At 73.7% G+C, this 13,077-nt stretch carries 13 protein-coding genes; 8 read left to right on the forward strand and 5 right to left on the reverse strand.

Features of this window, described 5'->3' with window-relative positions; all coding sequences use genetic code 11:
• The first annotated feature begins 70 nt into the window (after positions 1 to 70).
• Complete coding sequence (gcvH, locus tag ACH4FX_RS14300) at positions 71 to 463, forward strand: glycine cleavage system protein GcvH (protein WP_398478603.1); 393 nt, start codon at positions 71 to 73, stop codon at positions 461 to 463.
• 18 nt (positions 464 to 481) lie between these two features.
• Here the strand turns inward: gcvH and ACH4FX_RS14305 are convergent, their stop codons facing one another.
• The 3 genes from ACH4FX_RS14305 to ACH4FX_RS14315 form a co-directional block, all read right to left on the reverse strand.
• The gene (locus ACH4FX_RS14305; RefSeq protein WP_398478605.1) at positions 482 to 1,138 is read right to left on the reverse strand and encodes a response regulator; all 657 of its coding nucleotides are present in this window, start codon (positions 1,136 to 1,138) and stop codon (positions 482 to 484) included.
• 172 nt (positions 1,139 to 1,310) lie between these two features.
• On the reverse strand, positions 1,311 to 1,949 hold the full coding sequence (locus ACH4FX_RS14310; RefSeq protein ID WP_398478606.1) for a hypothetical protein: 639 nt from the start codon (positions 1,947 to 1,949) through the stop codon (positions 1,311 to 1,313).
• A gap of 129 nt (positions 1,950 to 2,078) precedes the next feature.
• Complete coding sequence (locus tag ACH4FX_RS14315; protein ID WP_398478608.1) at positions 2,079 to 3,404, reverse strand: sensor histidine kinase; 1,326 nt, start codon at positions 3,402 to 3,404, stop codon at positions 2,079 to 2,081.
• A 356-nt stretch (positions 3,405 to 3,760) separates the two neighbouring features.
• Between ACH4FX_RS14315 and ACH4FX_RS14320 the strand changes: the two genes are divergently transcribed.
• From ACH4FX_RS14320 to ACH4FX_RS14330, 3 genes are all read left to right on the forward strand, one after another.
• Positions 3,761 to 4,627, forward strand: a complete 867-nt coding sequence (locus tag ACH4FX_RS14320) for a MaoC/PaaZ C-terminal domain-containing protein (RefSeq protein ID WP_398478610.1) — start codon at positions 3,761 to 3,763, stop codon at positions 4,625 to 4,627.
• A 72-nt stretch (positions 4,628 to 4,699) separates the two neighbouring features.
• Positions 4,700 to 5,785, forward strand: a complete 1,086-nt coding sequence (locus tag ACH4FX_RS14325) for a Zn-dependent alcohol dehydrogenase (RefSeq protein ID WP_398478612.1) — start codon at positions 4,700 to 4,702, stop codon at positions 5,783 to 5,785.
• A gap of 67 nt (positions 5,786 to 5,852) precedes the next feature.
• Positions 5,853 to 6,815: a 3-oxoacyl-ACP reductase gene (locus tag ACH4FX_RS14330; protein WP_398478614.1), complete on the forward strand. Its 963-nt coding sequence runs from the start codon at positions 5,853 to 5,855 to the stop codon at positions 6,813 to 6,815.
• Positions 6,816 to 6,903: 88 nt separating this feature from the next.
• Here ACH4FX_RS14330 and ACH4FX_RS14335 read toward each other — a convergent pair whose 3' ends face one another.
• Together ACH4FX_RS14335 and ACH4FX_RS14340 are read right to left on the reverse strand one after the other, a co-directional pair.
• On the reverse strand, positions 6,904 to 7,086 hold the full coding sequence (locus ACH4FX_RS14335; protein WP_398478616.1) for a hypothetical protein: 183 nt from the start codon (positions 7,084 to 7,086) through the stop codon (positions 6,904 to 6,906).
• A gap of 130 nt (positions 7,087 to 7,216) precedes the next feature.
• Positions 7,217 to 8,587: a hypothetical protein gene (locus ACH4FX_RS14340; RefSeq protein WP_398478618.1), complete on the reverse strand. Its 1,371-nt coding sequence runs from the start codon at positions 8,585 to 8,587 to the stop codon at positions 7,217 to 7,219.
• A 196-nt stretch (positions 8,588 to 8,783) separates the two neighbouring features.
• Between ACH4FX_RS14340 and ACH4FX_RS14345 the strand changes: the two genes are divergently transcribed.
• From ACH4FX_RS14345 to ACH4FX_RS14360, 4 genes are all read left to right on the forward strand, one after another.
• A complete protein-coding gene (locus ACH4FX_RS14345) occupies positions 8,784 to 9,815 on the forward strand; it encodes an ABC transporter substrate-binding protein (protein ID WP_398478620.1) in 1,032 nt (343 codons plus the stop codon).
• 97 nt (positions 9,816 to 9,912) lie between these two features.
• Positions 9,913 to 10,779, forward strand: coding sequence for a Nif3-like dinuclear metal center hexameric protein (locus ACH4FX_RS14350; protein WP_398478622.1), 867 nt, complete (start codon positions 9,913 to 9,915; stop codon positions 10,777 to 10,779).
• Positions 10,776 to 11,519: a zinc ribbon domain-containing protein gene (locus tag ACH4FX_RS14355; protein ID WP_398478993.1), complete on the forward strand. Its 744-nt coding sequence runs from the start codon at positions 10,776 to 10,778 to the stop codon at positions 11,517 to 11,519. Before ACH4FX_RS14350 ends, ACH4FX_RS14355 begins: the two co-directional genes overlap by 4 nt.
• A 3-nt stretch (positions 11,520 to 11,522) precedes the next feature.
• Positions 11,523 to 12,716: a bifunctional RNase H/acid phosphatase gene (locus ACH4FX_RS14360; RefSeq protein WP_398478623.1), complete on the forward strand. Its 1,194-nt coding sequence runs from the start codon at positions 11,523 to 11,525 to the stop codon at positions 12,714 to 12,716.
• Positions 12,717 to 13,077: the final 361 nt, after the last annotated feature.

Genomic DNA, 13,077 nt, shown 5'->3' on the forward strand with positions numbered 1-13,077 from the left:
CCGTCCGCCGGGGGGCTTCCCGCCGCCGGAAGCCTTCCCTCCGCCGGGGCGCGGTGGCAGCGTCCGCGGCATGGCGAACATCCCCGCGGAGCTTTCGTACACCAAGGACCACGAGTGGGTCCGGGTCAGAGGCGATCAGGCCACCGTCGGCATCACCGACCACGCGCAGCGCCGGCTCGGTGACATCGTCTACGCCGAACTGCCCAAACAGGGCGAGCGGTTCGACGCCGGTGACGCGTTCGGCTCGCTGGAGTCGGTCAAGGCCGTCACCGAGGTCTACGTACCGCTGACCGGTACGGTCCTCGCGGTCAACGACACCGTCAACGACGAGCCGGAACAGATCAACGACGAGCCGTACGACGGGGGCTGGCTGGTCGTGCTCCGCCTCACCCGGCCCGCCGAACTCGACGGCCTGCTGGACGCGAAGGCCTACGAAAGCTACCTCCGGGAAGAGGCGGGGTGAGCGCCGCCGTCCGCCTGCCTACAGCCACCCGTTCTGCCGGGCCGTCCGCACCGCCTCCATGCGGTTGCGCGTCCCCGTCTTGCCGATGGCCGCCGACAGGTAGTTGCGCACGGTCGCCTGGGACAGGTGCAGCTTCCCGGCGATGTCGGCGACGGTCGCCCCGTCCACGGCGGCGGTCAGCACATCGCGTTCCCGCTGGGTCAGCGGATTCGGCCCCGCGCTGAGCGCCGCCGCGGCCAGCCCCGGATCGATCACCTGCTCCCCGGCCAGCACCCGCCGGATGGCCGCCGCCAGGTCCTCCACGGGACCGTCCTTGACGAGGAACCCGGACGCCCCCGCCTCCATCGCCCGCCGCAGATACCCGGGCCGCCCGAACGTCGTCACGATCAGCACCTTGCAGGACGGCAGCGCCGCCCGCAGCTCCGCCGCGGCGTCCAGCCCGCTGCGCCCCGGCAGTTCGATGTCCAGCAGTGCGATGTCCGGCCGCGCCTCCAGCGCCGTCGGCACGATCGCGTCCCCCGCCGACACCTGGGCGACGACCTCCATGTCGTCCTCCAGGTTGAGCAGCAGCGCCAGCGCGCCCCGCATCATCCCCTGGTCCTCGGCGAGGAGAACACGTACACACGGTACCGAGGAGTCCTGTTCCGCGGGGCTGGACGCTGCGTCTTGGCTCATGGCACCAGCGTAGAGCGCGTGCCGGCCCCCGGCCGACCTCGGTGGCCGTCGAGCCCACGGACGGGACCGGCCGGAAGCACGGCGCCGCCCCGGGTGCGCAGGATCGCCACGGCCGGCGGTGCCGGGACGGTCTGGTGGGCGACTCGGCGGTGCGGGGCGGACGGGCTTCGCCCTATGCGCGTGCCGCCGCGGCAGGGGCGGCGGTCGCGTCCGCGATGTGGACGAGGTTCTGGCCCGTTTCGCCGGCCGAGCAGGGGACCACGGAGCCGGTGGGGAAGCGGTAGTGGTCCACGAAGGAGGCGTTCACGCTGACGTCCCCCCAGGTCATGTGCGCCGGCAGGTCCGCCGTGGCGCGGAGCCGGAGGTCGTAGGTCACCGACTTCCCGGCCTTCAGCACACCGTCGGTCACGAAGCGGCCGGACGCGTTGCCGTCCACCGGGGTCCATGCGCCGGTCTTCTTGTTCTTGTACTCGAACGCGATGAACCGGCCGATCACCGGGTCCTCGTCCTCCACCTGCCGCCAGGCGTAGACGGACATGCCGAGCGTCTTCACGTCCACCGTGCCGATGTTGGTGACCGTCGCCCGGAACGACCGCCAGCCGCCGCCCCGGACGACCGGTCCGTCGGCGTCGGTCTGGTCGAGCCTGAGGGTCTTCTGCTCGTAGTCGCCGTACGCGGTGGAGACGTCGTAGCAGCTGGGCAGCTGCTCTCCGGTCGCCCCGGCCGCGTGCGCGGTGGGGGCGGCCAGCAGGGCGGCCGACGGCAGGGCGGTCGCGGCGAGGGCCATGGCCAGGGTGCGGCGAAGCTTCATCGGGTTCTCTTCCGGTCGGGACACAGGACAAAACACTGATCATCATGGAGGGACCCCTGAGCCGCACAGAGGGTTGTGTTCCGCGGGCGGGGACAGAGCGGCACAGGAAAACCGGCCGCTCCCCGAGTCCTAACGCGCCTCCGCCTCCTCCCCGCCCACCGGCAGCTCCACCACCAGCCGGAATCCGCGCCGCCCGTCCGCCCCCCAGTCCAGCGTGCCCCCGGCCGTGGCCAGGCGCTCCGTGAGGCCCTTGAGGCCGGTGCCGCCGGAGGTGGCGGGCCCCCCGGACGGCGCGGCGGGACCGCGGCCGTCGTCGGTGATGGTGAGGCGGGTGCGGTCGGCGGCGGTGTCGGTGCGGACCTCGATCTCGCACCGGGTGGCGCCGCTGTGGCGGACGGTGTTGGTGACGCCCTCGCGGACCACCCAGCCGAGCAGCGCGCTCGCCTGCGGGGGCAGCGGCGGGCCGGAGTGGCGGACGACGGGCTCGATGCCGGCGGCCTGGAGGGCGGAGCGGGCGCGGTCCAGTTCGGTGCTCAGGCTGCCCTCGCGGTAGCCGGTGACCGCTTCGCGGATCTCGGTCAGCGCCTGGCGGCCCACCGCCTCGATGTCGGCGGCCTGGCCGAGCGCCGCGTCCACGTTGCGCGGCGCCAGCCGCCGTACCGCCTCGGCCTTGACGACGATCACCGAGAGGGTGTGGCCGAGCAGGTCGTGCAGGTCGCGGGAGAAGCGCAGGCGTTCCTTCTCCACTGCTGTACGGGCCAGTTCCTGCCGGGTCGCGTCGAGCTGCTTGATGGTCTCGAAGAGGCTCAGGACGGTGGCGGCGACCATGCCGGAGATGAAGGTGCCGTAGCCGAGGGCGGCGGACGTCCAGTGGTCGGCGAAGCGGTGGCCCGCGATGGCGCCGGCCGAGCCGCTGATGATGAGCAGGACGACGAAGTGCGGTTTTCCGCGGAGCTTGCGGACCGTGCCGGAGGCCAGCGAGAGGAGCGGGAAGAACAGCAGCCAGGCGTGGCCGAAGGAGATCGCGATGGTGTAGGTGACCGCGGCCAGGGCGGCGAACCCGTACACGGGGATCCGTGAGTCGCGGTAGCGCGGGTTGAAGGCCGAGAAGACGACGGAGATGTAGAGGGAGTTGAACGCCAGCAGGCCGAGACCGGCCAGCCAGGTGTTCTGGGACTTGCCGCTGATGATGTTGGACAGGGCGCCCATGCCCATCAGCAGCCACGGCAGGAAGCTGACGGCGCGCGGGCCCCCGCCCTTGGCGGGGATGACGGACCCCTGTCCGCCGTCCGCGGCCGCGTCGTCGTCGCGCGGTCCGCCCTTCAGGCCGAGCAGGCCGGACCAGCCCGGCGCGGCCGGTTCGCGGGTACGGCGCCGGCCGGGGCGCCCGCGCCCGCCTCGCCCGCCGTCCCGCCCGTCGTGGTCGTTCTCTTCGGCCTGCCGGTTCCCGCGCACGTTCCGTACTGCTCTCTTCCCTGTTCCGCGCCGTGTCCGCGCTCTGCTCACGACGCTACCGGCACCGCCGCCGGCCCCGGCAGTGGTGAATGTACGCGGCCGGCGGGGACAAATGTCACGGAGGCGGGCGGGCCGGAGCGCCGCCCCGACCTGACGGCCCGTCAGGGGTTCCCGGCTCCCGCCGGATCGGCTATACATGGAAGCCGTCGGATAGAACGCGTTCTAGAACGGGACGCCCGGGCGCGGCCGCGAGCCATGACGGGCCCGGACCGCCGACCGCAGGCGACCCCGGCACGGCCGACGGTGCGGACGGCCGGGCCGGGGTCTTCACACCGTGGTGAAGGAGCAGCAGCCCCATGCCCATCGACGCCGCCCAGGCCATCGCCGCCGAGCCGCGGACCACCGAACTCGTCTGGGAGCCCAAGGACGTCCTGCTCTACCACCTCGGCATCGGCGCCGGCGTGCCCGCCACCGACCCCGGCGAACTGCGCTACACCCTGGAGAGCAAGCTGCACGTGCTGCCCAGCTTCGCGACCGTGGCGGGCGGCGGGATGGCGCTGGCCGGCGGCCTGTCCGCGCCCGGCATCGACGTGGACCTCGCCGCCGTGCTGCACGGCGGGCAGACCGTGACGGTGCACCGGCCTCTTCCCGTACGGGGACGGGCCGTCCAGACGTCCACCGTGCCCGCCGTGTACGACAAGGGGAAGGCCGCGGTCATCGTGCTGCGCTCCGAGACGGCCGACGACGAGGGGCCGCTGTGGACGTGCGACACGCAGATCTTCGTCCGGGGGGAGGGCGGGTTCGGCGGGGAGCGCGGCCCGTCCAGCCGCCTCACGCTGCCCGAGCGCGCGCCGGACCGTACCGTCGAGCGGCCCGTACGGGAGGACCAGGCGCTGCTCTACCGCCTGTCCGGCGACTGGAACCCGCTGCACGCCGACCCCGAGTTCGCCAAGCTGGCCGGCTTCGACCGGCCGATCCTGCACGGGCTGTGCACCTATGGCATCACGCTGAAGGCGGTGGTGGACGAGGCGCTGGGCGGTGACGTGGCGCGCGTCGCGGCGTACACGACCCGGTTCGCGGGGGTGGTCTTCCCCGGCGAGACGCTGCGTATCCGCATGTGGCAGGAGCCCGAGCGGGTCCTGGTGTCGGTCACGGCGGCCGACCGCGACGATGCGCCGGTCCTGGCGGACACCGCCGTCGGCCTCGGTTCGTCCGGCGTGTGAAAAGGCCCTGGCGTACGGAACCACCCGACCGCACGACCACCCGACCCCGCCGCCCCGCGAAGGGAGCGCACCATGCGCGCAGCGATTCAGCACCAGACAGGGCAGGAGAAGCTGGAAGTCCTCGACGGCATCGAGGCGGTGGGGTTCGGGCCGGGGAAGGTGCGCATCCGCGTCCGGGCGACCGGGCTGTGCCACTCGGACCTCTCCGCGATGAGCGGGGTGCTGCCGCAGCCCGCGCCGTTCGTCCCCGGGCACGAGGGCGCGGGCGAGATCACGGAGGTGGGCGACGGCGTCCAGGGGCTCGCGGTGGGCGACCGGGTGCTGATGTGCTGGCTGCCCGCCTGCGGCACGTGTCCGGCCTGCAAACGCGGGCAGACCCGGCTGTGCCTGGCCGGGTTCATGAACGCCGGCACCCCCAACTTCCGCCGCCCCGGCGCCGACCCGTCCGACGTCTTCGGCTTCGCCGGCACCGGCACCTTCGCCGAAGAGGTGGTGGTCGCGGCGAACTGCGCCGTACCGATCCCGGACGACGTGCCGTACGAGATCGCGGCGCTGATCGGCTGCGGGGTGACGACGGGGCTGGGGGCCGCGGTCAACACCGCGCGGGTGGAGCCGGGCGCGTCGGTCGCGGTGCTCGGCTGCGGCGGTGTCGGCATCTCGGCGGTCCAGGGCGCGCGGGTCTGCGGCGCCGCGCAGATCGTCGCGGTGGACCCGGTGGCCGCGCGCCGCGAGGCGGCCCTGCGCTTCGGCGCCACCGAAGCCGTCGCCCCGGAGGAGCTGGCCGACGCGAAACAGCGGGTCACCGCCGGTGAGGGCTTCGACTACGTCTTCGAGGTCGTCGGCAAGTCCGCCACCGCACGGACCGCCTACGAGTCGACGCGGCGCGGCGGCACGCTCTGCGTGGTCGGCGCGGGGGCGATGGACGACCACTTCCAGGTCAACATGTTCGAGCTGTTCTTCGACGAGAAGCGCATTCTGCCGTCGCTGTACGGGGGCGGGGACGTGCTGCGCTCCTACGAGCAGACCATCGCCCTGTGGCGGGCGGGCCGTATCGACCTGGCCGGGCTGATCACCCACCGGGTCCGGCTCTCCGAGATCAACGAGGCGCTGGAGCAGATGCGGACCGGCACCGCGCTCCGTACCTGCATCGAGATCTGAGACGGCCGTCGGTGCACAACGGCCCGGCCCCGACGGACGCCCCGACCCACGAGAGGAAGCCGAGAACGTGAGCGCTCCCACGGAACGGCCCGCACGGCCGCTCGACGGACTGACCGCGATCGTCACCGGGGCGGGCCGCGGCCTGGGCCGGGCGGAGGCGCGGGAACTCGCCCGGCTCGGCGCGGCCGTCGTCGTCAACGACTACGGACAGCCCGGCCGGGACGGTTCCGGCGCGGCCTCGGCGGCCCCGGCCGAGGAGGCCGCCGCCGAGATCCGCGCCGCGGGCGGCGAGGCCGTCGCGCACGTCGGCGACGTCGCCGACCACGAGACGGCCCGCGACCTGGTCCAGCAGGCCGTCGAACGCTGGGGGAAGCTGGACATCCTGGTCAACAACGCGGGCATCCTGCGCGACCGGATGGTCTTCTCCATGTCCGAGGACGAATGGGACTCGGTGCTCCGGGTGCATCTGAAGGGGCACTTCAACACCATCCGGTTCGCCGCCGCCCACTGGCGCGAGCGGTCGAAATCCGCTGGTTCCGCCGTGTACGGGCGGATCGTCAACACCTCCTCCGAGGCGTTCCTCGCGGGCTCCGCGGGCCAGCCCAACTACGCGGCGGCCAAGGGCGGCATCGTCGGCCTCACCACCTCGTCGGCGCTCGCGCTGGCCAAGTACGGCGTCACCGTCAACGCCATCTGCCCACGCGCCCGCACCCGGATGACCGAGGACGTGTTCGCCGGGTTCGCGGTGCCGGCGGACGGGGCGCCGGACCCGCTGGCCCCCGAGCACGTCGCGCCGCTGGTCGGCTACCTGGCCTCGCCCGCCGCCGCACGGATCAACGGGCAGCTGCTCGTCGTGCACGGCGGCATGGTCGCGGTGGTCGAACGGCCCAGGGTGGCCGCGCAGTTCGACACGTCCGAGGACGCCTTCACGTACGCGGAGCTGGACGGCCTGCTGACGCCGTACTACGCGGAACGCCCGCCGGACGAGACGTTCGCGGCGGCGGAGGTGCTCGGCCTCAAACGGCGCTGACGCTCACACGGGGCTGAGGAGCACGCGGCGTCGAAGCCGGAGCGGCGCTGAAGCCCACGCGCCGCGGGAGCCCACGTGGCGCTGGCGCTCAAGCGGCGTTGGCGGTATCCATGTCCCGCGGCTGCCCGGTCCGGCGGTGCCGGCCGTTCGGGGACGCGCCGGTGTCCTCCGAGGCGGCCGGGCCACGGTGTTTGCCGGAGCCTGCCGCCGCGGCGGCCTGGGCGGCGTCCTGCGGGCGCGCCTGGGTCGGGTCGGTTCGGGCTTCGGACATGCGAGGAGTCACTCCGTCAGATCGCTTACGGCTGTACGCGTCGGGCGCTCCCGGCGTCAGCGGGAATGCGCCGCGGCCATGCCGCCGGTGGCCGGCCGACCGCGATCCTAACGAAGCAAAGGATCTTGCTCTACCGGGCCTCCCGGGCCGCCAGCGGCGCCTGTTGCAACGGCACCGGCCTGCACGGAGAGGGATGCGCGGACGCGCCGTACGGTTCCTGGGTCACGGACTCCGCTTGTGTGAATCGTGTGGAGGCGAGGGGCGGCGGCAGATGCGGGGACGCCGCCGAGGCCGGGGGAGTCGCGGGGACCCGCACCCATCGTCCTGGTCTGACCGGGAAGCCGGCCGGCACCAGGTCCCCGGAGGGAAGGCCGGGATCGGCGGCGTCTTCGGCCGTGTCCCCGCGCCGCCCGGCGTCGGCGGGCGGCGGCCCGCCGGGCGCCTCGTCCCCGGACTGCGCTCCGGTGGCCGGGGCCGGCAGCCGGGCCAGCCCGCACGGCACCGCCGGCGTCACGAACGGCAGCCGCAGTTCACCGTCCGGCGTCCACAACCCCGTGCCCGCCAGCCAGCCGCGCGGAGGCGGCAGCTGCCGCAGCCTGCGTTCCACGGGCCGCCAGACGCCCAGCCACGTGCCGCCGGCGGCGTCGATGCGGAACGCCACCGCGCTGCTCTCCGGTGCGAGCGCCTGGCCCGGCTGCACGGCGAACGGCTGGAGCGCCGCGTCCGCCAGCCGCAGGCACTCCGGGAAGCGCACCGGCAGCGCGCTGTTCAGCACGCCCCATCCCAGCCGGTCGTGCCCCGCCGCGTCCGACCGCAGCACCAGCAGGCCGCTGTCCGGATCGGCCAGCAGCAGCCGGTCATTGCTCTCCTCGGTGATCTGGAGCAGCGGGCTCACCTCGCCGCCGCGCTCCAGGTCGACCGCCACCGTCTTGGTGCGGCCGTCCAGCTCCTGGTCCAGGGCCAGCAGCCGTCCCGTACGGTCCAGCCAGACGCCGCCCGTACAGCGGCCCTCGATCTCGGCGACGCACGTGGGGACCGTGCGCGCCTGACCGGGGACGGAAGACTGCCGGCCGTCGTGCACCAGCCACAGCACGGTGGAGCCCGCGCCGGGCGCGAGCGCGTACGCGCGGGCGCCGCAGGGCGAGGCCGGCAGCAGGGGCAGCTCCGCCGCCTCGACGGAGCCGAGCGGGAGTTCGCCGGTGCCGGGGCCGGTCGGGTACAGCAGGCCGAGCGTGAAGCGGTCGGCGACCCGGCGCCGGATCAGTACCCGGCCGTCCGTCAGCGGCAGCAGCCGGGCGCCGGCCTCCTCGGGCCGGCGGCCGGGCAGCGGGACCGCGTACGGCTCGGGCCCCGCCAGCGTCCAGCGCTCGGGGAACCAGCCCCCGGTGCTCTCGTGCCGGGCCAGCCGGGCGGCGTACGAGCCGTCGGCGGCGATCGTCAGCGCCGCGGGGTGCGGCCGGGTGTCCGGCTGCGCGGCGTCCTCGGTGACACAGGCCGTCATCGAGTGCTCACCTCCAGTCAATGTGCTCGAAGCTAGTTTTCGCGCTCTCGACGATCGGTGAAGGTTGCGGCACTTCACGCAAAAGTGTGGCCGATGTCCGGTTCGCCTGAAACGGGGGAGGTGGTTGTGCTCCATGAAGCGGGACTGCTTAAAGTAAGGCGGACCTAACTTCATCAACCGAGCCCTGGAGCGCGTGATGTCCCTTCGCCGCCGCGGTGTCACCGCACTGGCCCTCACCGTCACCGGCGCCCTGTCCCTCGCGGCCTGCGGGTCCGCCGGGCAGGACGGCGGCGGCAGCGATCACGGCGCCGGCTCCAAGGCCGTGGCGCAGGGCGGCAAGGACTTCGGCAAAGCCGCCGAGGAGACGTCGAAGATGGGCACGGACGCGGCGCCCGGCCAGTTCCCCCGCACCGTCCGGCACGCCATGGGCCGCACCACGCTGAAGGCGGCGCCGAAGCGGGTCGTCGTCCTCGACGTCGGCGAGCTGGACAACGTCGTCTCGCTCGGCGTCAAGCCGGTCGGCTACGCGCCCGCCGAGGGCGACGGCGGCATCCCCGACTACCTCAGGAAGGCGGCCGGCGACCCCAAGAGCGTCGGCACCGTCAACAGCCTCAACCTGGAGGCGATCAACCAGCTCAAGCCGGACCTCATCCTGGGCAGCAAGCTGCGCGCCGAGAAGCAGTACCAGAACCTCGCGAAGATCGCGCCGACCGTCTTCTCGATCCGGCCCGGATTCACCTGGAAGCAGAACTTCCTGCTGAACGCCGCCGCGCTGGACAAGACCGGCGAGGCGAAGGCCAAGCTGGCCGCGTACCAGGAGAAGGCCCGCAAGCTGGGCGCGGACATCGGCCCGGACAAGCCGACGATCACGATGCTGCGCTACATGCCGCAGTTCACGCGGCTGTACGCCAAGCAGTCGTTCATCGGCACCATCCTCCAGGACGCCGGCCTGCCGCGGCCGAAGAACCAGCAGGTGAACGACCTCGCGACCGAGGTCAGCCCGGAGAACATCAACCAGGCCGACGCCGACTGGATCTTCACCGGCGTCTACGGCGACCCGAAGTCCACCAAACGCGACACCGCCGAGGGCAACCCGCTGTGGAAGAACCTCAAGGCGGTCAAGGCCGGGCACGCCAAGGACGTCAAGGACGAGACCTGGTACCTGGGGCTCGGCGTCACCGCGGCCGACAGCGTCCTGGACGACCTGCGCGGCTACCTGGTCAAGTGACCCGGCCGCCGGTCCGGTGAGCGCCCGGCCGGGCGGCACGGGCCGGGCCGTCCGAGCGGCCCGGCACGGGGACCCGGCCGGGAGGTAACCTTCCCCCGTGCCCGTACTGTCTGAAGTCCTCGCCGCGCTCGACGCCCTCTGGCCCCCCGAGCGGGCCGCATCGTGGGACGCCGTCGGCACGGTCTGCGGTGACCCGGACGCCGAGGTGCGCCGGGTCCTGTTCGCCGTCGACCCCGTGCAGGAGATCGCCGACGAGGCGGTCCGGCTCGGCGCCGACCTGCTCGTCACGCACCACCCGCTCTACCTGCGCGGTACGACCACGGTCGCGGCCGGCACCTTCAAGGGCCGCGTGGTGCACACGCTGATCAAGAACGACATCGCGCTGCACGTGGCGCACACCAACGCCGACACCGCCGACCCCGGTGTCTCCGACGCCCTGGCGGGCGCGCTGGACCTGCGCGTCCTCCGCCCGCTGGTGCCGGACGACACCGACGCCCACGGCCGCCGCGGCCTGGGCCGGATCTGCGAGCTGCCGCACCCGATGACGCTGGCCGAGTTCGGCCCGTACGCCGCCGCCCGGCTCCCCGCGACCGCGCAGGGCGTCCGGATCGCCGGCGACCCGGACTGCACGATCCGCACGGTCGCCGTCTCCGGCGGCTCCGGCGACAGCCTCTTCGACGACGCACGGGCGGCGGGCGTGGACGCGTTCCTCACCGCCGACCTGCGTCACCACCCCGCCTCCGAGGCGACCCAGAAGAGCCCGCTGGCGCTGCTCGACGCCGCCCACTGGGCCACCGAGTGGCCCTGGTGCGAGCAGGCCGCGGCCCAGCTCGACGAGATTTCCGACCGGCACGGCTGGAACCTGCGCACCCACGTCTCGCGCACGGTCACCGACCCCTGGACCGCCCACGCGGCGTCCGACGCCCGCACGACCCCGACCACTACCACAGGAGCCCCCCGCTGAACGCCGCGCCCGCCGACCAGATCCGCCTCCTCGAAGTCCAGGCCCTGGACGTGAGGCTCAGCCAGCTCGCGCACAAGCGCGCCAACCTGCCCGAGCTGGCCGAGATCCAGACCCTGGAGGGCGACCTCACCCAGCAGCGCGACCTGCTCGTCGCCGCGCAGACCGAGGAGAGCGACACCACCCGCGAGCAGACCAAGGCGGAGCAGGACGTGGAACAGGTGCGCCAGCGCGCCGCCCGCGACCAGCAGCGCCTGGACTCCGGTGCCATCAACTCGCCCAAGGACCTGGAGAACCTCCAGAAGGAGATCGCCTCCCTCGCCAAGCGCCAGGGCGACCTGGAGGACGTCGTCCTGGAGGTCATGGAGCGCCGCGAGTCCGCCCAGGAGCGGGTCGCCGAGCTGACCGGGCGCGTGGAGTCCGTCCAGGCCAAGGTCAACGACGCGGTCGGCCGCCGGGACGCCCGGTACGCCGAGATCGACGCCGAGGCCGACACGGTCCGCAAGGAGCGCGAGCTGACCGTCGCCGACATCCCGGCCGACCTGCTGGCGCTCTACGACAAGCTGCGCGAGAAGCACGGCGGCCTCGGCGCCGCCCGCCTCTACCAGCGCCGCTGCGAGGGCTGCCGCCTGGAGCTGGACATCACCGAGCTGAACGACGTGCGCAGCGCGCCCGCGGACAAGGTCGTGCGCTGCGAGAACTGCAGCCGCATCCTGGTGCGCACGCCCGACTCGGGCCTGTAGGCCGTGGCCCGTACGCTCATCGTCGAGGCCGACGGCGGGTCCCGGGGCAACCCGGGGCCCGCGGGCTACGGCGCCGTCGTCATCGACCCGGAGTCCGGGCAGCCGCTCGCCGAGGCCGCCGAGTACATCGGCACGGCCACCAACAACGTCGCCGAGTACCGGGGCCTGCTGGCCGGGCTGCGTGCCGCGCACGCGCTGGACCCGGAGGCGGAGATCCGGGTCCGGATGGACTCCAAGCTCGTCGTCGAGCAGATGTCCGGCCGCTGGAAGATCAAGCACCCGGACATGCGGCCGCTGGCCTCCGAGGCGCGGACCGTCTTCCCACCCGGCCGGGTGACGTACGAGTGGATCCCGCGCGAGCGGAACAAGCACGCCGACCGGCTCGCCAACGAGGCGATGGACGCGGGCAAGGCGGGGCGGCAGTGGGAGCCGCGGGACTCGCGGACCGAACTCGACGCGGGCGGCCCGGCGCGCAGCGCGGCGGCGCGGGCGGCCGACGCGGCGGCGGAGGCGGCGGAGGCCGCCCCGGTGACCGGGGCGCAGACGCCGTCGGCCGGCTGGGCGCCCGCCGACCTCGGCGTACCCACCACCCTCGTCCTGCTGCGGCACGGCGAGACGGCACTCACCCCGCAGAAGCGGTTCTCCGGCAGCGGCGGCTCCGACCCCGAACTGTCCGAGGCCGGGCACCGGCAGGCCGAAGCCGTCGCCGCCGCGCTCGCCGCGCGCGGCACGGTCCAGGCCGTCGTCAGCTCGCCCCTCAAGCGCTGCCGGCAGACCGCCGAGACCGTCGCGGCCCGCCTCGGCCTGGACGTCCGCGTCGACGAGGGCCTGCGCGAGACCGACTTCGGCGCCTGGGAGGGCCTGACCTTCGCCGAGGTGCAGGAGCGCCACCCCGAGGACCTGGCCGCCTGGCTCGGCTCCGCCAAGGCGGCCCCCACCGGCGGCGAGTCCTTCGCCGCGGTCGCCCGCCGCGTCGCGGTCTCCCGCGACAAGCTGCTGGCCCGGTACGCGGGCCGGACGGTGCTGCTGGTCACCCACGTCACCCCGGTCAAGACCCTGGTACGGCTCGCCCTCGGTGCCCCGCCGGAGTCGCTGTTCCGGATGGAGCTGTCCGCGGCGTCGCTGTCCGCGGTCGCGTACTACGCCGACGGGAACGCGTCGGTACGGCTGCTGAACGAGACGGCGCACCTGCGCTGAGGACGGGGTGGGCGCGGCGGACGGGCCCGCCACAGGCGGGGTGCCGGGGCGGCGCCGTATCCGTGTGAGCCCACTGCACCCGGGTGCCGTGTCCGGCGCCGAATCCGGACTGCCCGCCCGTACGCCCCGGCGGGCCGCGGGCGGGCTGTTCCGTGCTTTTCGCCACCGGCCGTGGGTTTCCGTCATCGGCCTGGTTTTCCGTCACCGTCCGGGATTTCCCTCACCGTACGGCAGCAGCCCCCGCCGACCCGGATTTTCCTGCCCCTCCGGACCCTTCCCCCTCAACCTCCGGCCCTCCCCGGCCCACTTCACGTGGCGTGAATACCGCGCTTTTCCCTGATTCAGGGCCGGATCCCGCGCC

This window comes from Streptomyces sp. NPDC018019 (assembly GCF_044327805.1).
GTDB lineage: Bacteria > Actinomycetota > Actinomycetes > Streptomycetales > Streptomycetaceae > Streptomyces.

Bases quoted from the DNA above. Each gene is read 5' to 3' on its own strand.
- ACH4FX_RS14345 (WP_398478620.1), top strand. From the start codon at position 8,784: ATGTCCCTTCGCCGCCGCGGTGTCACCGCACTGGCCCTCACCGTCACC.
- ACH4FX_RS14305 (WP_398478605.1), bottom strand. From the start codon at position 1,138: ATGAGCCAAGACGCAGCGTCCAGCCCCGCGGAACAGGACTCCTCGGTA.
- ACH4FX_RS14325 (WP_398478612.1), top strand. From the start codon at position 4,700: ATGCGCGCAGCGATTCAGCACCAGACAGGGCAGGAGAAGCTGGAAGTC.
- ACH4FX_RS14335 (WP_398478616.1), bottom strand. From the start codon at position 7,086: ATGTCCGAAGCCCGAACCGACCCGACCCAGGCGCGCCCGCAGGACGCC.
- ACH4FX_RS14310 (WP_398478606.1), bottom strand. From the start codon at position 1,949: ATGAAGCTTCGCCGCACCCTGGCCATGGCCCTCGCCGCGACCGCCCTG.
- ACH4FX_RS14320 (WP_398478610.1), top strand. From the start codon at position 3,761: ATGCCCATCGACGCCGCCCAGGCCATCGCCGCCGAGCCGCGGACCACC.
- gcvH (WP_398478603.1), top strand. From the start codon at position 71: ATGGCGAACATCCCCGCGGAGCTTTCGTACACCAAGGACCACGAGTGG.
- ACH4FX_RS14340 (WP_398478618.1), bottom strand. From the start codon at position 8,587: ATGACGGCCTGTGTCACCGAGGACGCCGCGCAGCCGGACACCCGGCCG.